The organism is Marinococcus sp. LNHM3E3-2.2, assembly GCF_056034385.1.
In genome coordinates this window covers 228,068-248,552 of the sequence record NZ_JBQLIC010000001.1, presented here as the reverse complement: position 1 = coordinate 248,552, position 20,485 = coordinate 228,068, and the positions used below count along the sequence as shown (strand labels likewise).

General features: G+C 52.1%; 19 protein-coding genes. All 19 read right to left on the bottom strand.

Annotated elements, in window-relative coordinates:
• Window positions 1-192 precede the first annotated feature (192 nt).
• The 19 genes from rpsO to tsf all read right to left on the bottom strand — a co-directional run bounded on the left by rpsO (window position 193) and on the right by tsf (window position 20,404).
• Window positions 193-462 (bottom strand): 30S ribosomal protein S15, encoded by a 270-nt coding sequence (gene rpsO / locus ACTRXF_RS01330; protein WP_022792814.1) that lies wholly within the window; start codon window positions 460-462, stop codon window positions 193-195.
• 136 nt (window positions 463-598) lie between these two features.
• A complete protein-coding gene (locus ACTRXF_RS01325) occupies window positions 599-1,555 on the bottom strand; it encodes a bifunctional riboflavin kinase/FAD synthetase (RefSeq protein WP_474277399.1) in 957 nt (318 codons plus the stop codon).
• A 35-nt stretch (window positions 1,556-1,590) separates the two neighbouring features.
• Window positions 1,591-2,493 carry a tRNA pseudouridine(55) synthase TruB gene (truB, locus tag ACTRXF_RS01320; RefSeq protein ID WP_474277396.1) on the bottom strand — a complete coding sequence of 301 codons (903 nt, stop codon included), beginning with the start codon at window positions 2,491-2,493 and terminating at the stop codon, window positions 1,591-1,593.
• Window positions 2,494-2,593: 100 nt separating this feature from the next.
• A complete protein-coding gene (gene rbfA / locus ACTRXF_RS01315) occupies window positions 2,594-2,944 on the bottom strand; it encodes a 30S ribosome-binding factor RbfA (protein WP_079476203.1) in 351 nt (116 codons plus the stop codon).
• An 11-nt stretch (window positions 2,945-2,955) separates the two neighbouring features.
• Complete coding sequence (locus ACTRXF_RS01310) at window positions 2,956-3,231, bottom strand: DUF503 domain-containing protein (protein WP_022792810.1); 276 nt, start codon at window positions 3,229-3,231, stop codon at window positions 2,956-2,958.
• Window positions 3,228-5,096 (bottom strand): translation initiation factor IF-2, encoded by a 1,869-nt coding sequence (gene infB / locus ACTRXF_RS01305; protein WP_474260554.1) that lies wholly within the window; start codon window positions 5,094-5,096, stop codon window positions 3,228-3,230. Before infB ends, ACTRXF_RS01310 begins: the two co-directional genes overlap by 4 nt.
• A gap of 72 nt (window positions 5,097-5,168) precedes the next feature.
• Window positions 5,169-5,480, bottom strand: a complete 312-nt coding sequence (locus tag ACTRXF_RS01300; RefSeq protein WP_322524702.1) for a L7Ae/L30e/S12e/Gadd45 family ribosomal protein — start codon at window positions 5,478-5,480, stop codon at window positions 5,169-5,171.
• Window positions 5,470-5,745, bottom strand: a complete 276-nt coding sequence (gene rnpM, locus ACTRXF_RS01295; RefSeq protein ID WP_474277393.1) for an RNase P modulator RnpM — start codon at window positions 5,743-5,745, stop codon at window positions 5,470-5,472. The genes ACTRXF_RS01300 and rnpM overlap by 11 nt, the downstream gene beginning before the upstream one ends.
• 18 nt (window positions 5,746-5,763) lie before the next feature.
• Window positions 5,764-6,879, bottom strand: coding sequence for a transcription termination factor NusA (nusA, locus tag ACTRXF_RS01290; protein ID WP_474260552.1), 1,116 nt, complete (start codon window positions 6,877-6,879; stop codon window positions 5,764-5,766).
• A gap of 40 nt (window positions 6,880-6,919) precedes the next feature.
• The gene (gene rimP, locus ACTRXF_RS01285; protein ID WP_474277390.1) at window positions 6,920-7,390 is read right to left on the bottom strand and encodes a ribosome maturation factor RimP; all 471 of its coding nucleotides are present in this window, start codon (window positions 7,388-7,390) and stop codon (window positions 6,920-6,922) included.
• 189 nt (window positions 7,391-7,579) lie between these two features.
• Entirely contained in the window at window positions 7,580-11,875 is a 4,296-nt protein-coding gene (locus ACTRXF_RS01280) for a PolC-type DNA polymerase III (RefSeq protein ID WP_474277387.1), read from the bottom strand.
• A gap of 107 nt (window positions 11,876-11,982) precedes the next feature.
• The gene (locus tag ACTRXF_RS01275) at window positions 11,983-13,695 is read right to left on the bottom strand and encodes a proline--tRNA ligase (protein ID WP_474277384.1); all 1,713 of its coding nucleotides are present in this window, start codon (window positions 13,693-13,695) and stop codon (window positions 11,983-11,985) included.
• A gap of 102 nt (window positions 13,696-13,797) precedes the next feature.
• A complete protein-coding gene (gene rseP / locus ACTRXF_RS01270) occupies window positions 13,798-15,063 on the bottom strand; it encodes an RIP metalloprotease RseP (RefSeq protein ID WP_474260544.1) in 1,266 nt (421 codons plus the stop codon).
• Window positions 15,064-15,123: 60 nt separating this feature from the next.
• A complete protein-coding gene (locus tag ACTRXF_RS01265) occupies window positions 15,124-16,269 on the bottom strand; it encodes a 1-deoxy-D-xylulose-5-phosphate reductoisomerase (protein ID WP_474277382.1) in 1,146 nt (381 codons plus the stop codon).
• Window positions 16,270-16,309: 40 nt separating this feature from the next.
• The gene (locus ACTRXF_RS01260; RefSeq protein ID WP_474260540.1) at window positions 16,310-17,110 is read right to left on the bottom strand and encodes a phosphatidate cytidylyltransferase; all 801 of its coding nucleotides are present in this window, start codon (window positions 17,108-17,110) and stop codon (window positions 16,310-16,312) included.
• Between the two features lie 21 nt (window positions 17,111-17,131).
• Window positions 17,132-17,893 (bottom strand): isoprenyl transferase, encoded by a 762-nt coding sequence (locus tag ACTRXF_RS01255; RefSeq protein WP_474277705.1) that lies wholly within the window; start codon window positions 17,891-17,893, stop codon window positions 17,132-17,134.
• Window positions 17,894-18,120: 227 nt separating this feature from the next.
• Window positions 18,121-18,678, bottom strand: a complete 558-nt coding sequence (gene frr, locus ACTRXF_RS01250) for a ribosome recycling factor (protein WP_322524692.1) — start codon at window positions 18,676-18,678, stop codon at window positions 18,121-18,123.
• A complete protein-coding gene (pyrH, locus tag ACTRXF_RS01245) occupies window positions 18,665-19,399 on the bottom strand; it encodes a UMP kinase (RefSeq protein ID WP_091610312.1) in 735 nt (244 codons plus the stop codon). The genes frr and pyrH overlap by 14 nt, the downstream gene beginning before the upstream one ends.
• A 123-nt stretch (window positions 19,400-19,522) precedes the next feature.
• Window positions 19,523-20,404: a translation elongation factor Ts gene (gene tsf / locus ACTRXF_RS01240; RefSeq protein ID WP_462865356.1), complete on the bottom strand. Its 882-nt coding sequence runs from the start codon at window positions 20,402-20,404 to the stop codon at window positions 19,523-19,525.
• Between the last annotated feature and the right edge of the window lie 81 nt (window positions 20,405-20,485).

Sequence of the window (20,485 nt, the reverse complement as noted above, 5' to 3'; positions counted from 1 at the left end):
GCCGGTACTGCCTGCTGGGAGGAAGCCCTTTCGTGCGCACAAGCTTAGCGCGGAAGCCACGCCTGCTTACGCGCTAAGCTTGTGAGATGTGCGTAAGGGATCATTTTATACCGCACAGCCGCATACGTTATGCACATGGTTGTTTTTAGGTAAGAGAAAAAGCGGGAGATACCTCCCGCTTCCCAGTCATTCTTAACGGCGCAAGCCGAGTTTATTAATGATGTCGCGGTAGCGTGTAATGTCCTGGTTACGAACGTACGTTAACAGGTTACGGCGCTTACCAACCATTTTTAAAAGCCCGCGGCGGGAATGGTGGTCCTTTTTATGCTCACGCAGGTGTTCGTTCAACGAAACGATCTGCTCCGTCAAAATAGCGATCTGCACTTCCGGGGAACCGGTGTCGCCTTCATGTGTTTTGTACTCTTCGATCAACTCTGATTTACGCTCTGGTGTTAAAGCCATTCAGTCGACCTCCTTTTGTTATTTTGTTTCAACCATTTCCTCGCAAGCCGCAGGAGGCGCGTGCAAGCCAAGAAGTGGTTTCCATACATCAACCATCTTACCTTTTGAGCAGGAAAAACGCAAGGGAAAACAGGTTTTAGTCCCTGATTTCCTGCTCGAGTACCTGCTCGGCGGACTGTTTGTCTTCATGAAGCTGGGACACAAGTGCATCGAGGGAAGGAAATTTCACTTCCCCGCGCAGCCGGTCCCGCCACTCGATGCGGACCGTTTTACCGTAAATGTCTCCGCTGAACTCAAACAGATGAACTTCAATTTCCGGGGGGCCGTCCCGTTCGTCGTGAAACGTAGGCTTATAGCCGATATTGCACATCCCCCGGTACCAGCGTCCATCAATAAGCGCACGCACGGCGTACACACCGTCGTTTGGAAGCAGGTACGGCTCTTCGGACTGGATGTTGGCCGTTGGAAAGCCAATCGTCCGTCCGCGTTTCTCTCCTTCGACGACAGTGCCTTCAAATGTATACCAGCGCCCGAGCAGGCGGGCGGCTTTGACCATTTCCCCCTCTTCCACCACCCGGCGGATCCAGGTGGAGCTCACCTTTTCTCCGTCTTCGGTATGCGGCGATACGGTGGAAAACGTAAAGGCGTCCCTTGAATGATACGGGAGCGTCTCCATCGTGCCGCGGCCAAATTTCCCGTACGAAAAATCAAACCCGGCTACCGCATGCTTTACGCCGAGATCAATGATGTAGGCATCGACGAAAGCCTGGGGATCGAGAGATGCAAAATCCTGGTCAAACCGCACGATGTACAGCTCTTCCACCCCCAGTGATTCGAGCACGCGCTGTTTTTCCTTAAGCGGGGTCAAATAGAACATATCTTCTTCCGTGTGCTTCGATAGTACCACCTTCGGATGCGGATGGAAGGTCATAACAGCAAGCGGCAGTTCCCTGTCCTCTGCTGTCTGCCGGGCCTTTTCAATCACTTCTGCGTGGCCGCGGTGCACCCCGTCGAAGTAGCCCAGCGCCATCACCTTCGGTTTTGAAAGCGACGGCGTTAACGTATGTGGATGTACAAGATGATGAACTTCCATTATTTTCACCTGCCGATATTCTTTCATTCACGCTATTAAAGAAGCATTGTTTTTGGTTTGAAAATGCCGGGCTTATCCGGGTGCGCCGTATATACAGCCAGCGGCTTTCCGCTCTCTGTCTTTACTGCCATCGTCTGCTCCTGAAACCATTCTGCCGGCAGAACGCGCCCGTGACTGATCTGCTCTGCCGTTTTTTCCGACACCGTAATGGCGGGAAGGTGGGCCACGGCCCAGTCCACCGGGTACACGGCGTCTGCGAGACGTTCTTCGGCAAGGAGGGATTCGAGCTCCTCCCACGTGGAGCTGTGCTCCGGACCAAACCCGCCGGACGCCGTCCGGACAAGCTGCTGCAGGTGCGCCGGATACCCGAGCTTCTCCCCGGCGTCGACGGCCAGGGTGCGTACGTAGGTTCCTTTGCTGCAGATCACTTGCACTTTAAAGGAAAACTTTCCGTCCTGCGGAGATTCGTCCATATCAAGCAGCCGGAAATCATAAATTTGGGCCTCCCGCACGGGGCGCTCGACCTCTATGCCTTCCCGGGCGTACTCATACAGCTTGCGCCCCCGGACTTTGACGGCTGAATACATGGGCGGCACCTGAGTCACCGCACCGGTCAGCGCTTCAAGCGCTGCCTCGATGCTCTGCTTTGCCGGGGCTTTTTCCACTGGAAGAACCGCCACCGTTTCCCCATCGGCGTCTTCGGTCGTCGTCGTTTCCCCGAGAGTGATGATTCCTTCATACGCTTTTGAGGCTTCGTGCAGATAGTCCACCGCCTTGGTGGCCTTCCCGACACAAAGCGGGAGCACCCCGGTCACCGATGGATCAAGCGTGCCGGAATGACCGACTTTTTTTGTTTTCAGCAGCCGGCGTGCACGCACGACACAGTCATGGGACGTAACCCCTGCTTCTTTCCACAAAGGAATGATTCCATCAATCATAGGGCTGTTTCGCTCACTTCCATTACAGAATTCATACACATAGGAAAAGCTGCTTCAAAGTCAGCAACAGCTTTTCCAACTTTAAAACAGCTTCTTTCTTCTACTTCTCCCGCTCATTTAAATCGCGCAGCAGCGATTCAATACGGTTGCCGTATTCAATCGATTCATCAAAGGAAAAGAAAATTTCCGGCGTTTTGCGAAGCTGGATTCGTTTTCCGATTTCACTGCGGATGAATCCCCGGGCTTTTTCGAGGCCCTGAAACGCTTCCTCTTTGTCTTTTTCTTCTCCGAGAACCGTTACAAAGATCGTTGCCTGCTGCAGGTCTCCGGTCACCTCTACGTCAGTCACCGTCACAAACTGCACCCGCGGATCCTTGATTCCACGCGCAAAAATATCCGATACTTCTTTTTTAATCTGCTCTCCTACACGTTGAGCACGTATATTAGCCATCACTGTTCCTCCTATAACCATTCATAGTGTACGGAGGTTATTTCCCATTCCGTATAACTTTCAATCATATGAATGGCACGCTGCAGCTCTTTTTCCGCACCGGCCTTTTCGTTATGCACGGTGACGATCGAAAGAGCTGCCCGCTGCCAAAGCTCCTGGTAATCCGTTTCCGCCACGGAGAGATTGCGCTGCTTCAGCTTTGTTTTTACGCTTTGAAGCACCGCCCGTTTCTGCTTTAAATGACTCGCTTCATAAAGCATGCACTCTACATGGACGACGCCGATCATGTGCGTTTAACTTCCTCCATGATATATGGCTCCATAATGTCGCCTTCTTTAAGGTCGTTAAAGTTTTCAAGGGTCACACCGCACTCATAGCCGGCTGCGACTTCCTTGGCGTCGTCTTTATAACGCTTCAGGTCCTTAATGCCGCCGTCGAAAATCACGACGCCGTCGCGCACAACACGCACTTTGGAGTCCCGGGTGATTTTGCCTTCGAGCACATAGCTTCCGGCAATTGTGCCAACGCGGGACACTTTAAACAGCTGACGCACCTCAACCTGTCCGAGCACGCGCTCTTCATAGACTGGGTCGAGCATACCCTTCATGGCTGTTTCAATTTCTTCAATCGCATTGTAGATAACCTGGTGGAGACGAAGATCCACATTTTCTGCATCCGCCGTACGCTTGGCGTTTACGTCCGGACGGACGTTAAAGCCGATAATGATCGCGTTGGAGGCCGAGGCGAGAATGACGTCTGATTCTGCAATTGCGCCGGCACCGGCGTGTACGATATTAATCTTGCAGCCTTCCACTTCTATTTTTTCAAGGGAGCCGCGAAGCGCTTCAACCGAGCCCTGGACGTCCGCTTTTACAATCACGTTGATTTCTTTCATGTCGTTTTCCTGAATCTGGCTGAACAGATCGTCAAGGTTGATCTTCGAGGTTTGGGCACGCTCGGCGTCCTTCGCCCGGCTCTTACGCGCATCGGCAATCTGGCGGGCTTTTTTCTCTTCCTCAAAGACGACAAACGGGTCGCCTGCCTGCGGCACATCATTCAGGCCGATAATTTCCACCGGCTTGGATGGTCCCGCGCTTTTCACCTGGCGGCCAAGATCATCCACCATTGCCCGGATCCGGCCAAAGGCGTTGCCGACGACAATCGGCTCGCCGACATGCAGTGTGCCGTTTTGAACGAGCAGAGTGGCAACCGGGCCTCGCCCTTTATCCAGCTCTGCTTCTACGACACTGCCGCGTGCCCGTTTGTCCGGGTTCGCTTTGAAGTCTTCCACTTCAGCGACGAGCAGAATCATTTCGAGCAGTTCATCAATGCCTTCCCCGTGAATCGCAGAAAGGTTTACAAAGATCGTTTCCCCGCCGTATGCTTCCGGCACTAACTGAAATTCCATCAGCTCCTGCATGACCCGGTCCGGGTTCGCGCCTTCCTTGTCCATTTTGTTTACCGCGACAATGATTGGCACATTTGCCGCCTTGGCGTGGTTGATGGCTTCTCTTGTCTGCGGCATGACACCGTCGTCAGCTGCGACAACCAGAACCGTAATATCGGTTACTTCAGCACCGCGCGCACGCATCGTCGTAAACGCTGCGTGTCCAGGCGTATCAAGGAAGGTAATCAGCTTGTTGTTTTCTTCCACCTGATAAGCGCCGATATGCTGGGTAATGCCGCCGGCTTCCCCTGAGGTCACCTTTGTATGGCGGATGGAGTCGAGAAGCGTCGTTTTCCCGTGGTCGACGTGTCCCATAATGGTTACTACCGGCGGGCGCTCCTGCAGCTTTGCAGGGTCGTCCTGCTCGACATAGTTATCGATATCGAGTTCATCCACCACTTCCTCCTGCTCTACCGCTACGCCGTAATCGGTGGCGATCAGTTCAATGGTTTCTGCCTCGAGCGTTTCGTTGATGGTCGCCATTACGCCGAGATTCATCAATTTTTTGATGATTTCAGAGCTTTCCTTATTCAGCTTTTCTGCCAGTTCCCCGACGGAAAGACTGCCGGCAAACGTAATTTTTTCCGGTGTGGCCTGCTGCTCTTTACGGCCGCCGCCCGGGCGTTTCTGGGTGTTCTTCTTCTTGTTTGGGCCTCTGTTCCCCTGCTGGGTGTTTCTTGTTTTATTGCTTCTCACTTTACTCATAGTGACATCACTTTCCTTCCAAAGATATCGTTCCTGAATATTGTTCGTTTTTCCTCCATCTACACGTCCTTCTTAATTTATTTCTTCATCTATTAATTTTATCAGCTTTTTGGCAAAGCCGCGTTCTGTGACGGATAAAATAGTTCTCGATTCTTTTCCGATCGCCGCGCCGAGATCCGCTTTCGTTCCGGCAACCCGAAAAGGGCATGAATAAAAGGCCGTTTTATCCGTGAACTTTTTAATCGTATTGGCAGAAGCGTCCGCAGCGACGATGACCAGTTGTGCCTTTTTGGTCTGCACAGTTTTAAGAACGGTGTCATCGCCGCTTTTCAGTTCTCCCGCCCTCGCGGCAAGGCCAAGAAAGGACAATGCTTTATCGTTCATGACCCGCGCCTCTGCGCTCTTCGAGGAGACGGTCGTAGTCTTCGCTTGAGACTTTCACCTTCAGATGGCGGCTCAGCGAATCCTTTGCCTTCGCCTGTAAAAACACATCATCACTGTCTGTTAAATACGCGCCCCGGCCGTTCTTTTTACCGGAACGGTCAACAAAAACGGTGTTATCCGGGTCCCGAACGACTCGCACCAGCTCTTTTTTGGGCTTTTCTTCTCCAGTAATAATGCATTTTCTCATGGGAATTTTTTTAACCATAGCCGCTCACCCTCATTTTTACAAATCTTCTGTGTCTAAATCAATGCTTGTGCTTGTCACCGGGATTTCTTCCGCATCCTCCGGCGAGAAGATACCGAGATCTTCGGCTTCGGTTTCACTTTTAATGTCGATTTTCCAGCCGGTAAGCTTGGCGGCCAGACGGGCGTTCTGTCCGCGCTTGCCGATAGCCAGGGAAAGCTGGTAGTCCGGCACCACGACGAGCGTACTTTTTTCCTCTTCATTCACCTGAACATCAAGGGCTTTCGCCGGGCTCAACGAGTTGGCTACGTACTCCACCGGATTATCCGACCACTGCACGATATCGATTTTTTCGCCCTTCAGCTCTTTAACGATCGTCTGTACGCGCTGGCCGTTCGGCCCTACGCAGGAGCCGACCGGATCTACTTCCGGATCGTCCGCATACACCGAAATTTTTGAGCGGTCGCCCGCTTCCCGCGCCACTGAAATAATTTCCACCGTGCCGTCATAAATCTCCGGCACCTCCAGCTCAAACAGCCGCTTTAAAAGTCCCGGGTGCGTACGGGAAATAACGATTTGCGGCCCCTTGGTGGTTTTTTCCACTTTGGTGATGTATGCTTTCAGCCGGTCATTATGGTTGTACGTTTCATTCTGCATCTGTTCGCTCTGCGGCAGCAGCGCCTCTACCTTCCCGAGATCCACGTAGATAAAGCGGTGGTCCTGGCGCTGCACGATGCCGGTCATAATATCTTCTTCGCGGTCGATGAAATCGGAATAGATAATGCCGCGCTCGGCTTCGCGCACGCGCTGGGTCACGACCTGCTTCGCCGTCTGGGCAGCGATGCGCCCGAAGTTTTTCGGGGTGACTTCCATTTCCACTACATCGTCGAGCTCATATGACGGGCTGATTTCCTGCGCTTCCTCCTGAGAGATTTCAAGCCGCGGGTCAAATACCTCTTCCACCACTTCTTTCCGGGCAAATACGTGAATCGATCCGGTGTCACGGTTGACGTCCACCCGGACGTTCTGCGCCTGGTTGAAATTTCGCTTATAGGCGGAAATCAATGCGGCCTCGATTGCTTCGAGCACTATTTCTTTATCGATTCCCTTGTCGTTTTCCAGTACGTCCAATGCTTCCATAAAGTCTGCATTCATGGAATTCAGATCCTCCTTTTTCTCGAGGCCCGCCGCACCGTTAAAAAATGATGGCGAGCCTTGCTTTAGCTACTTTACTGTACGGTATATGCACCGTGCGTTCCCTTTGTTTCTGTTTAGTGGAAATCAAAAGCTCTCCATCTTTGAAGTCACTCAGCTTTCCTTCGAACGCTTTTTCTCCTTCAACGGGTTCATACGTAGTCACGTATACGTTTTTCCCGACTGAACGGCGGATATCCGATTCGTTATTCAGCGGACGCTCCGCGCCCGGTGAAGACACTTCCAGATAATAAGCCTCCTGGACCGGATCCAGGGCGTCGAGCTGTTCACTCAGCCGTTCGCTCACCCGTCCGCAGTCTTCAAGATGTACACCGTCGGGGCTGTCCACAAACACCCGAAGGTACCAGTGTTTTCCTTCTTTTTTATACTCTGTATCCACGAGTTCCAGATCCAGTTCTTCAGCAATCGGCCGCGCCAGACGTGCTGCGATGTCTTTAATACTTTCTTTCATTACGTACCTCCCTGCTGCTTTGTCATCATCTTCATTTCTTCCAATGATAGTATATAGTTTATTTTATGCAGAAAGCTTCAACCATAAATGAAAGAGTGGGTATCCACCCACTCTTTCGCCGTCTCGATATACCTCTCACTGCCCATTATCATAGCACGATTTGTGCATTTTCGCAAGCCTCGCTGCCGTTTAGAACAGAGAAAGTTGGTTCGTATCCGGCAGCCCGTCAAGGCATCCGTGCAGGTCGAGGTGCTCGATCACTGTTTTGGTCGCCTTGCTGCGCTGCTGCAGGTCTTCCTTGGATAAAAACTCCCCGTCGGCGCGCGCTTTCACTACGTTGACCGCTGCATTCGTTCCTACGCCTTCAAGCGCATTGAACGGCGGTATCAGCTCGTCGCCGTCGACGACAAATTCGCTTGCCTCCGAGCGGTACAGGTCCACCTTCTGGAAACGGTAGCCGCGCTCGGTCATTTCAAGCGCAAGCTCAAGCACGGTCACAAGGCTTTTCTCCTTCGGAGAGGCGTCAAATCCCTTCGCCTGGATTTCCTCAAGCTTCGCCCGGATCGAGGTGCTGCCGTTGATCATGATCGGCAGGTCAAAGTCGTCCGCGCGGACCGTAAAGTACGCTGCGTAAAAAAGGATCGGATGGTGCACTTTAAAGTAGGCAATCCGTACTGCCATCAGAACATAGGCGGTGGCGTGCGCTTTCGGGAACATGTATTTAATTTTCAGGCACGACTGGATGTACCATTCCGGTACGCCGTGGTTTTTCATTTCTTCAATCCATTCCGGATCGAGCCCGCGCCCCTTGCGGACAAATTCCATAATTTTAAAGGCGAGCGAGTGCTCGATGCCTTTATAGATCAAATACACCATGATATCGTCCCGGCAGCCGATAACGTCCTTCAGTTCACACGTACCATTCTGGATCAGCTCCTGGGCATTTCCAACCCAGACGTCCGCGCCGTGGGAAAGCCCGGAAATCTGAACCAGCTCGGAAAACGTCGACGGCTTCGTATCTTCAAGCATCTGGCGCACAAACCGGGTACCGAACTCCGGAATGCCGTACGTTCCCGTTTTGCAGTTAATCTGCTCCGGCGTTACGCCTAGCACTTCGGGACCGCCGAAGATTTTCATGACTTCCTCGTCATCAGTCGGGATCGTCTGTGGATCAATGCCGCTTAAATCCTGGAGCATGCGTATAACCGTCGGATCATCGTGGCCGAGAATATCAAGCTTCAGCAGGTTATCGTGAATGGAATGAAAGTCAAAGTGCGTCGTTTTCCATTCCGACGTTTTATCATCTGCCGGAAACTGGATCGGCGAGAAATCGTGAATGTCATATTCATCCGGGACGACAATAATGCCGCCAGGATGCTGGCCGGTCGTCCGCTTGACACCCGTGCATCCGCTTACCAGCCGGTCGATTTCCGCCCCGCGCAGGTGCAGCTCGTGGTCGCTCTGGTAGCCTTTCACAAATCCGTACGCCGTTTTGTCCGCCACGGTACCGATTGTTCCTGCCCGGTATACTTTTTCCTCACCGAACAGTTCCTTCGTGTAATTGTGGGCCCGCGGCTGGTAGTCGCCGGAGAAGTTCAGGTCAATATCGGGCACCTTGTCGCCTTTAAACCCGAGGAACGTTTCAAACGGAATATCGTGGCCGTCTTTAACCATATCCACGCCGCAGCTGTCACACAGCTTGTCCGGGAGGTCGAAGCCGGAGCCGACCGAACCGTCGTCAAAAAACGTCGACTGCTTGCATTCCGGGCAAACGTAATGCGGCGGCAGCGGATTCACTTCGGTAATTTCTGTCATAGTGGCAACAAACGACGAGCCGACCGAGCCCCGGGAGCCGACAAGGTAGCCGTCTTCGAGGGATTTTTTCACGAGCTTCTGCGAAATCAGGTAGATAACGTCAAAGCCGTTTCCGATAATGCTGTCGAGCTCTTTATCGAGCCTGGTTTTCACGAGCTCCGGTATGGGCGAGCCGTAGATGCTCTCCGCCCGGCGGTAGCACATTTCCCTTATTTCTTTATCCGATCCTTCGATGTTTGGGGTATACAGGTCGCTTGGTACCGGATGAATCGTTTCCACCTGATCCGCGATCGCCCTGGTATTTTCCACCACAATCTTTTCTGCCGTGCGGTCATCCAGAAAATCGAAGCAGGAGAGCATTTCCCCAGTGGTGCGGAAATGCACCTGCGGAAGCGTCTGGTTGTTCAGCGGGTTCGCCCCGCCCTGAGACGCAATCAGAATCTGCCGGTAGCTGTAGTCGTGTTCATCCATATAGTGGGCGTTACCGGTGGCAACTACCGGAAGATTCAGCTCCTCCCCGGTGCGGATAATTTTCTGAATCACATCCTTGACGTCGTCGTAGCTTTTCAGAAGCTCCTTTTCCACCAGGTGCGCATAGTTTTCCGGCGGCTGCACCTCGAGGTAGTCGTAAAATTCAGCAGCTTTTTTCGCTTCATCCTCTGACTTCTGCATCATCGTTTCAAACACTTCTCCTTTGTCACACGCCGAGCCGACGAGTATGCCTTCGCGGTACTTCTGCAGCTTCGAACGCGGGATTCTCGGTGTCCGGAAAAAATACTCCAGATGCGAAAGCGTGACGAGATGGTACAGGTTTTTCAGCCCTTCCTGCGTCTGGGCGATCAAAGTACAGTGCGACGGGCGCAGGCGGTGAAAGCCGGACTGGCCCATGTTGTCATTCAGCTGTTTATGGTTCGTGATGTCCTGGGCAAGCGCATCCTTCATCATTTTCCACATCAGGTACCCGGTCGCTTCTGCGTCGTAAATCGCCCGGTGGTGGCTTACGAGTTCAATGTCAAACGTTTTACAGAGCGTATTCAGCCGGTGGTTTTTTAAATTCGGATACAAAAAGCGGCCGAATTCAAGTGTATCGATCACCGGCATGTCTGCCGTTCTACCTATTTTTTTGTATCCCTCCCGGAGAAAGCCCATGTCAAAGCTTGCGTTATGGGCAACCAGCACCGAGTCTTTGGAAAAGGCGTAGAAGTCTTCAAGCACCGGCTCAATTTCCGGCGCATCAACGAGCATGTCGTCCGTGATGCCGGTCAGGTTAATAATCGTGTCCGTCAGCTTTTCATGCGGGTTTGAAAAGCGTTCAAACCGGTCGATAATCTCGCCGTCTTTTACCTTCACTGCTGCGAGCTCGATAATGGAGTCGTACACGACCGACAGGCCGGTCGTTTCCACGTCAAAAACGACATAGGTTCCTGTTTCAAGATCCACGTCCGCCTCGTTATATGCGATCGGGACGCCGTCATCCACGAGGTTCGCCTCCATACCATACAGTACTTTAATGTCGTGTTTTTTCCCGGCATTGTAGGCCTCCGGAAACGACTGCACGACGCCGTGATCCGTTATGGTAACTGCCGGATGGCCCCATTCGGCTGCCCGGGCTACGTATTCTCCGGCAGAAACAGTCGCATCCATCTGGCTCATATTCGTGTGAGCATGCAGCTCGACGCGTTTTTGTTCGGCGTCATCGGTTTTCGACGTTCCCTGCACCTGGATCACATCGTTTGCGATCATAACCAAGTCCCTGACGAACGTATCGTCCTGGACGCCGCCACGGGCCTTTACCCAGATGCCTTTCTGTACGGCTTCAAGCAGCGGCACCTGTTCTTTATCCTTGGAGAACATTTTGATCATAATCGAATCGGTGTAGTCGGTAATTTTAAACGTCAGCAGCGTCCGGCCGCTGCGGAGCTCCTTCGTTTCCGCTTCGAAAATGTAGCCCTCCACCGTGATGCGGCGCTCTTCTTCGCGGATCTCCTTCAGCGGCACGGCTTCGTCCTTGATTGGGTAGCCGATCTGAATTGACTGGGACGCACGCCTGGAATCGGCTTCGGATTCCTTTTTCTTGCGCTCCATCATCGCTTCAATTACTTTGGAGTGCTCTTCCTGCTTTTTCTTTTCTTCAAACTGTTCCTTTTCTTCATCGCTCGTTTTGGCTTCCATCGTAAACGTGGCAGCCGGCAGCCCGAACAACGGCAGAACGTCGTTCATCGCCTGCTGCAGCTTCGGTCCGAGCGAATTCATTTCAATATCGCTTTTACACGGGAAAATCAGCTCGCCTTCCCGCAGAAACGGCGCTCCTCCGTTCAGCCTCATGCACAGATGGGGATCGTAATTTTCGAGCTTCTGCATAATCAGCGGCCAATAGTCCGGGATGGCGTCCGCCGGCACTGTGGTGCCTTCTTCGTAATGAAGCGTAAAGTCAATGTCAGCAATGCTTTCAAATGCAGCCTGCAGTTTTTCCTTCAGCAGCGCGTAAACCGTAAATGGCAGCGGAGCTGCCAGCGTCAGATGAAAATGCCACTGCTTCTGTTCTTTATGAATAACAAGCTTTTCGAGGCGGCCTTCTGTAAAATAACGGTTGGTTTCTTCTTCCGGCATGCCAATCTGCTCAAGTAGCAACTCAAAACGTTCCTGCTGAATGTGACGGTCGGTCTGCACGTTTCTCGCCTCACTTCTTCGTTCTTTTATAATTCATTTTATCAAAAAAATTCATTTCCGGCAGGTACATGGAAGAGGGAAACCCCTCCTGGAGACACCAGAAAGGGTTAATGGATTTCAGACCACAGCTTCCCGAGATACTTCGGAAGCTCGCTTACAGCGACTTCCACGTTTTCATCGGCTGTGCGGGATTTTACTTCCACAATCTGCTCCCCTGCTTTTTTTCCGCAGGCGATACGCACAGGAAGCCCGTAAAGGTCCGCATCCTTAAATTTCACTCCCGGCCGCTCCTTCCGGTCATCGAGCAGCACGGACCACCCGCTTTTCTGCAGGCTCTCGTACAGCTCGTCGCCAAGCTGCTGCTGCTCGTCCTGTTTTGGATTGAGCACCAGCAGATGCAGATCAAACGGGGCGGCTGCTTTCGGCCAGCAGATGCCGCTCTCGTCATGGTTCTGCTCAATGACGGCCGCGATCGTCCGGCTCACGCCGACGCCGTAGCTCCCCATAATGATCGGGCGGGCTTTGCCGTTTTCATCCAAAAATGTGGCTCCGAGCGCTTCGCTGTACTTCGTGCCAAGCTTAAACACGTGCCCGACCTCAATGCCCTTGGCGAAGCGGACCGTGCCCTGTCCGTCCGGAGACGGTTCTCCTTCCTGGATGAAACGCAGGTCTGCGTACCGTCCCACCGGGAAGTCTCTTTCCGGCACCGCATACTGGCAGTGTCTGCCGTTTTCGTTGGCACCGCACACGGCACCTGCCATGCCGCGGACCGCGTAATCGGCAAGCACCTCCACGTCTTCAGACAGGCCGGCAGGGCCGATAAAGCCGGGCTCTGCTCCGAATACCTCTTGAATTCTTTCGGCAGACGCTGGTTCAAGCACTTCAGCTCCCACGGCGTTTGCCACTTTCACTTCGTTGACGTCATGATCGCCGCGCATAAGCACGGCTATCAGCCGGCCATCTGCGTCAAACGCGACCGTTTTCAGGCACTCTTCGTGCTTGATTCCGAGGTTTAAAGCCACTTCTTCAATGGTTCGCTCCTGCGGCGTCTCGACAATTATCATTTCCTCTGCTACCGGCTCCGGCTTTGACACGTTGTCCGGAATGGCGGCTATTTCAATATTTGCCGCAAAGTCGCTTTCATCAGAATACACGATGGTATCCTCCCCGACATCGGAAAGCACAGTAAATTCGTGGGTTTCTCCCTGACCGCCCATCGCTCCGGCATCGGCCTGCACCGCCCGGTAGTCCAGTCCCAGTCGGGTAAAAATCCGCTCGTAGGCGCGGTACATTGCCCAGTAGCTTTCGTTCTGCGCTTCGTAGGACGTATCAAACGAATACGCATCCTTCATAATAAATTCGCGGGCGCGAAGCACCCCGAAACGCGGACGCGCTTCATCGCGGTATTTGGTCTGAATCTGGTACAAAATCGCAGGCATGCGCTTGTATGTATTCATTTCATCCTTTACAAGGGCGGCAATGTTTTCTTCATGCGTGGGACCGAGCACAAAATCACGCTGGTGGCGGTCTTTAAAGCGCATCAGTGCCGGTCCGTAATTGTCATAGCGGCCCGACGCCTGCCATACCTCTGCCGGCTGCATGGCGGGAAGCAGTACTTCCTGGCCGCTTGCAGCATCCATTTCCTCGCGGACGATGTTTTCGATTTTACGGAGCACCTTATGGCCGAGCGGAAGATAGGAATAGACTCCGGCTGCACTCTGGCGGATCAGACCGGCCCGGAGCATCAGCTGGTGGCTTGCAATGTCCGCTCCCTGCGGCACATCCCGGAGGGTGGGACTGAATAAAAATTGTTGTCGCATACTATATCAACCTCTTTCTCTTATACATCTGCGTCTGTAAGCTCTTTGGTTATTTTAACATAAGAACGGTGACGGGGCTTTGGCTCCGTCACCGTTTTTTTATTACGTGAATAAGCGGTTAATATCGTTCCACGTCACTGCAATCATTAACAGCAGCAGCAGCGCGAATCCAAGCAGGTGGATCATGCCTTCCTTCTGCGGTTCAATCGGCTTGCCGCGGACTGCTTCAGCAATGATAAACAGCAGCCGCCCTCCGTCAAGCGCCGGCAGTGGAAGAAGGTTGACGATCCCAAGGTTGACGCTGATCATGGCGGACCACGCAATAAGGGTAAGAAGCCCTGTCGCGATTACCTGATCCGTCGCATCATAGATACCTACCGGACCGGCCAGGTCATCCAAAGAAAATTCCCCTGTTACAATCGTGCCGAGTGTCTGGAAAATCAGCGTGGACACTTCATACAGCTGCGTGCCTCCGTACTCCACTGCTTCCGTGAAGGACCGTTCCGTTTCGGCATAGACGCCGATCTGGCCGACTTCCTCACTCGAGCCCTCCTGCACCGGAATGCCGTCAATGGTGACCGTGTCTTCAATTGTCTCCCCGCCGCGTTCAGCGGTGACCGTGACTTCCTCTCCCGGACGCTCCTGGACAACACCGGTCATTTCATTCCACGAATTCACGGACTCGCCGTCCACCGAGGTGATAACATCGCCTTCTTCAAACGCGGATTCGCTCAGCGGCGAACCGCCGGCAATGCCACCGATAGCCGGGGTGTCCTGCGGAAGCCCATTGGCGAGGGCATAAATCATAAAAAGCACGAAGGCGAGCACAAAGTTCATAAACGGGCCGGCAAAGATGGCCACTGCTTTTTTCCACGGGCGCTTGGAGCCGAACTGCCGGTCCCACGGCGCAATCTGCTCCCGTTTCTCATCGACGATCAGATCGCACGTACGGTCGATCTCGTACCGCTTTAGTCCGGCTTCTTCATCCTCCACCGCTTCAATGTAAAGCTCACGCTCCATATCAATCGATTCCACAGATACAACTTTTGCTTCCGGGTGCTTGGATTTATTGTTTACGATGATTTCTTTTACTTTTCCTGCATCGTTAAACGTCAGGCCGATTTCATAGCCTGGTTTAATATTGACCGGGTCCGGATCGTCCCCGGCCATGCGAACGTATCCGCCAAGCGGCAGGAGCCTGATCGTATAAACTGTTTCATTGCGCTTCGTGGAAAATATTTTCGGCCCGAAGCCAATCGCAAACTCCCGGCACAAAATGCCGACTTTTTTGGCAAAATATAAATGGCCCCACTCGTGTATGGCCACCAATAAGCCGAACATGACAATTACCGCTATCAGCGTATCCAAAGCTTATTCACCTTCTTCTTTTGCTCTTTCTTCCCATTATAGAGTGTTTGTGAAAGAACGTCACGTTAAAAGCGTCTGTACGTGTTCTCTTGTTTCCCGGTCCACACGTAAAATCGTGTCGAGGTCTGGATGTTCGATGCGCTCGTGGCGCAAAAGTGCCTCTTCCACAGCGGTTTCAATTTCAAGAAAAGCACACTGGCTGTTTAAAAACATCGCCACCGCCTGTTCATTGGCTGCGTTCAGCACCGTTCCCATCGAGCCTCCGGCTCTGCCGGCATCGTAGGCCAGCCGGAGGCTGCGGTAGCGTTCAAAATCTGGCGGCTGAAAATGCAGAGTGCCTATTTCCCACAGGTTCAGCGATTCCTTGGCCGGATAGTCAAGCCGCTCCGGGTAGGTCATGGCGTACTGAATCGGCACGCGCATGTCCGGCAGCCCGAGCTGGGCAATCACACTTGTATCCTGATACTCGACGAGCGAGTGAATAATGCTTTCTTTATGAAGCAGCACATCTATACGGTCGTAGGGAATACCGAACAGCCAGTGGGCTTCGATCACTTCAAAGCCTTTGTTCATCATCGTAGCCGAGTCGATCGTAATTTTGGCTCCCATGCTCCAGTTCGGGTGGTTTAAGGCATCCTCCACCGTAACTCCGTCAAGATCGCTGCGTGAATAGTCCCGGAAGCTGCCTCCTGAAGCAGTCAAAATCAGGCGGCTCACTTCCTTTAGCTCGTTTCCTTCCAGGCACTGGGCGATCGCCGAATGCTCGCTGTCAACCGGCAGCAGGCGTACGCCGTGCTCCTTTGCTTTTTCCATTACAAGATGGCCGGCGGTGACGAGCGTCTCTTTATTGGCAATACCGATATCCACCCGGTTTTCGATTGCCCGGAGCGTCGGCTCAAGTCCCATGCTGCCGCTGACCGCGTTCATCAGAAAGTCACAGGAGCTGCCCGCAATTTCCATGAGGCCGTCGTGCCCCCAGACGATACGCATGCGCCCGCCGTATTCCGCCTGAAGCGTTTCGGCATCTTCCTTTGTATGAACTGCCGCAATTTCAGGTGAAAATTCTTCAATCTGCTTTCGTACGAGTTCCACGTTTCTGCCGGCAGCAATCGCCGTTATCCGAAACCGTTCCGGATGCAGACGGGCAACGTCGAGCGTCTGTGTACCGATGGATCCGGTGGACCCAAGCAATGCTATTCGTTTCATGGTTTAAACTCCTTTAGGTTGGCAGCCTGCGTCTGAGGCATTAACCGAAAAAATAGAAAAAATGAAGCAGGGGCATAACAAAAATCAGGCTGTCGAAACGGTCCAAAATGCCGCCGTGACCTGGAAGAATATTTCCGGAATCCTTAACAGCATAGTGTCGTTTCAGCGCCGATTCCACCAGGTCCCCGAGCTGGCCGAAGATGGATGTCACTACGATAAAAGCGCTCATTATCAGGTAAGAGTCGAATACCGGGTATACCGCTTCAAAGATGAAGCCGACAATAAACGCCGCGACAAGCCCCCCGACAAATCCTTCGATCGTTTTTTTCGGACTGATCTCCGGCCAGGGCCGGTGGCGCCCGAAATTCTTTCCAATAAAATATGCTCCGGAATCGGTTGCCCAGATTAAAAATAAAATCAAAATGACAACGGCAAGGCCGATGTCCGGCAGCTGGCGGATCATAATTAAACTGTGAAACCCGTACCCTATGTACACAGAGGATAAAATGACGAAGCCTGCTTCATCAAAGGTAAAGGAGTTTTTAGTAACTACTGTTAATGCAAGCAGGCCCAGAATCATCGTTAAAAAAATCTCTGTTTTCGTTATATGCTGCAAAAACGGAAAGTCCAGCCATTCTGTGGGCACGAGCAGTATCCACATAAAGCCCATGCTGATTAAACCCCGGAAGGACAGCAGCGGGATCCGTTTCATGCGCATTATTTCAAACATGGCGACAGAAGCAAGCAAAGCAATCAAAAGAGTAAACCATTCGCGGCCCACAAATACAATCGCCAAGACGAGTACTGCTCCGATAAGACCGGTCATCGCCCGCAATCCCATACAAGACCTCCCCTTCAGTCGTTAAACGCCTCCGTACCTGCGTTTTCTCTGCTGATATTCTATGACAGCCTCTGCCAGGCCGTCTTCATTAAAATCCGGCCAGAGCGTTTCGGTAAACCAAAATTCCGCATAAGCTAACTGCCACAGCATAAAATTGCTCAGCCGGATTTCGCCGCTTGTGCGAATCAGCAGGTCAGGGTCCGGGATCTGGTTCGTGTACAGCCGGTTGGTGATTAATTCTTCATCGATGGCCTCAGCTTTCATCCGCCCCTCTTCCACGTCCCGGGCGAGCTCCTGCACGACATGGACAAGCTCGTGCCGCCCGCCGTAGTTAAGGGCAAAGTTTAAAACAATGCCGGTGTTTTCAGCTGTGGCATCCACGGCCTCCTGCACAGCCTGCAGCGTATGGTCCGGCAGCTTGTCCACATCCCCCATCATCCGCACCTGGACATTGTTTTTCATCAGCTTGGGCAGTTCCTTAGCCAAAAACCGCTCCGGCAGCTGCATAAGAAAATTCACTTCTGATTTCGGCCGCTTCCAGTTTTCGGTGGAAAAAGCGTATAGCGTTAAATACTTTATCCCGAGCTCGTGCGCTTTTTCCACGACCTTCGTGATCGCCTTCATACCTTCGCGGTGGCCGGCTACACGGGGCAGGCCTCTTTTTTTTGCCCACCGGCCGTTACCATCCATAATAATAGCCACATGGTCAGGCGTATTCACTTTCACTGCCGTGGTGTTCGCCTCCGCCCATGGATTTATTTGATTAAATAGTCGATCGTTCATAACGAGGGCACCAGCCTTTTCCCCTTTGTCTATTTTATATGGCGCGTGTTCAATCAATTCCATATAAAAACCGTTCCTGCCTCAGCATTGTTGAAGAACGGAAAGCAGTATATCTGTTTATGTTTTCTCCCCGGCAGTGTACATGACTCCTGCCGATTTTATTCTTACAAAAAAACCCTCTTGAGTGCAGAGGGTTCCAGTCTGTTCCTATTGTAACTCGATTCGCATCAAACTTCCATAACTTCTTTTTCTTTTTGTTCCGCTGCCTGATCCACCTGGCCGATGTATTTATCGGTTGCTTTTTGCACCTGCTCCTGCTCACGCTTCAAATCATCTTCGGTGATTTCATTATTTTTTTCATCTTTTTTCAGCGTATCGTTGGCATCGCGGCGAATGTTGCGGATAGCCACCCGTGCTTCTTCCGCGTACTTGTTAATCAGCTTCGTCATTTCCTTGCGGCGGTCTTCTGTCATCGCCGGAATTGGGATGCGGATTACTTCGCCGTCGTTACTCGGATTCAGGCCGAGCTCCGCCTTCTGGATCCCTTTTTCCACGTCCTTGATGGAGCTTTTGTCAAACGGCGTCACAACGAGCAGGCGCCCTTCCGGCACTGTAATCGTTGCAAGCTGCTGAAGCGGCACCTCGGCACCGTAGTAATCAACTACGACCCGGTCGAGCATGGAAGCGTTCGCCCTCCCTGTACGCAGTGTGGCAAGCTCGCGGCTTAAAGACTCCACTGATTTTTTCATTTTCTCTTCTGTTGCTTTTATATCATGAGCCATCATTGTTCCTCCTTATAATTGTTCCAATGTCTTCTCCCATTACTGCTTTCTTGATGTTTCCTTCTTCCATAATCGAAAATACGAGAAGCGGGATGTTGTTGTCCATACAAAGCGTCGATGCCGTCGAATCCATCACTTTCAGGTCATGATTTAAAATGTCCAGATAAGTGAGCGACTGGTACTTTTTAGCGTCCGCATTTGCGGATGGGTCTGAGTCATATACCCCGTCCACTTTGTTTTTAGCCATCAAAATGATGTCAGCTTCGATCTCTGCCGCCCGAAGTGCCGCAGTCGTATCGGTTGAAAAGTACGGATTCCCGGTTCCGGCCGCAAAAATGACTACCCGTTTTTTCTCTAAATGGCGGATGGCTTTGCGGCGGATGTACGGCTCGGCCACCTGTCTCATTTCTATGGATGTCTGCACTCTTGTAGGAATTTCAATGTCTTCAAGGCTGTCCTGGAGCGCAAGCGAATTCATGACTGTGGCGAGCATGCCCATATAGTCAGCAGTAGCCCGGTCCATTCCTTTCGAGCTTCCGGCCATGCCTCTCCATATGTTCCCCCCGCCGACGACAATCACTACCTCTGTTCCCAATTCTACTATCTCACCAATTTGAGAAGCAATAGACTGAATGACTTCCGGATCAATACCGTAGCCCTGCTGGCCTGCTAATGCTTCTCCGCTCAACTTCAACACAACGCGATTGTATCTCTCCATCGTCATGAACCCCGCCTTTATATTATGTATCGCAGAAGCGCTGCGGCTTCTGCCCTGATTTTGCTTTCAGAAAAAAGGAGAGCCTACGGACCCTAGAGGATTCGATATGGACTCTCCCATACTGCCGATTTATTTCTTCACCTGGTTCATTACTTCGTCTGCAAAGTTTTCGTCGCGTTTTTCCATGCCTTCGCCTACTTCATAGCGGACAAATGTGCGAACGGAAGCGCCCTTGCTTTTCAGGTAGTCGCCTACTTTTTGGTCAGTATCCTTTACAAATTCCTGATCGAGCAGGCAGATTTGTTCAAAGTACTTGCCAATACGGCCTTCCACCATTTTTTCAACGATGTTTTCCGGCTTGCCTTCGTTCAGCGCCTGCTGCTTCAACAGTTCACGCTCACTGTCCGCTTCTTCCTTCGGAACATCTTCGCGGGAAACGTATTTCGGACTGATAGCCGCTACATGCATCGCAACGTCTTTGGCGAGATCGCTGTCTTCTGTGTTTTCAAGAACCGTCAGCACGCCGATGCGTCCGCCCATGTGAAGATAAGCGCCGAATGCGTCACCGTCGTTTTTCTCTGCAAGCAGAAAACGGCGAAGGGAAATTTTCTCCCCGATACGTGCGATCTGGTCGTTAATATAACGCTCAAGCGTTACTCCGCTTTCGATTTCACCTGCGAGTGCCGCGTCAACGTCAGCCGGCTGTTCATTCAGAAGGTACGTGGAAACGTCCGCGACGAGCTGCTTAAACAATTCGTTTTTCGCAACGAAATCTGTTTCAGCGTTTACTTCCACAATCACTGCTTTGTTTCCTTCATACGTTGCGTACGTAAGGCCTTCTGCTGCTACACGGTCAGATTTTTTCGCTGCTTTGGAAATACCTTTTTCCCGCAGGTAGTTGACCGCTTCTTCCATGTTACCGTCTGTTTCGTTGAGTGCTTTTTTGCAGTCCATCATACCTGCACCTGTTTTTTCACGCAGTTCTTTTACCATGCTTGCTGTTACAGCCATTTAAATTCCTCCTTCGATTTTTCCATGCATAAACGCTTAAGCGCTATTTTTCAAGAAAAAGGGTGATAAAGGGTTTTTCCC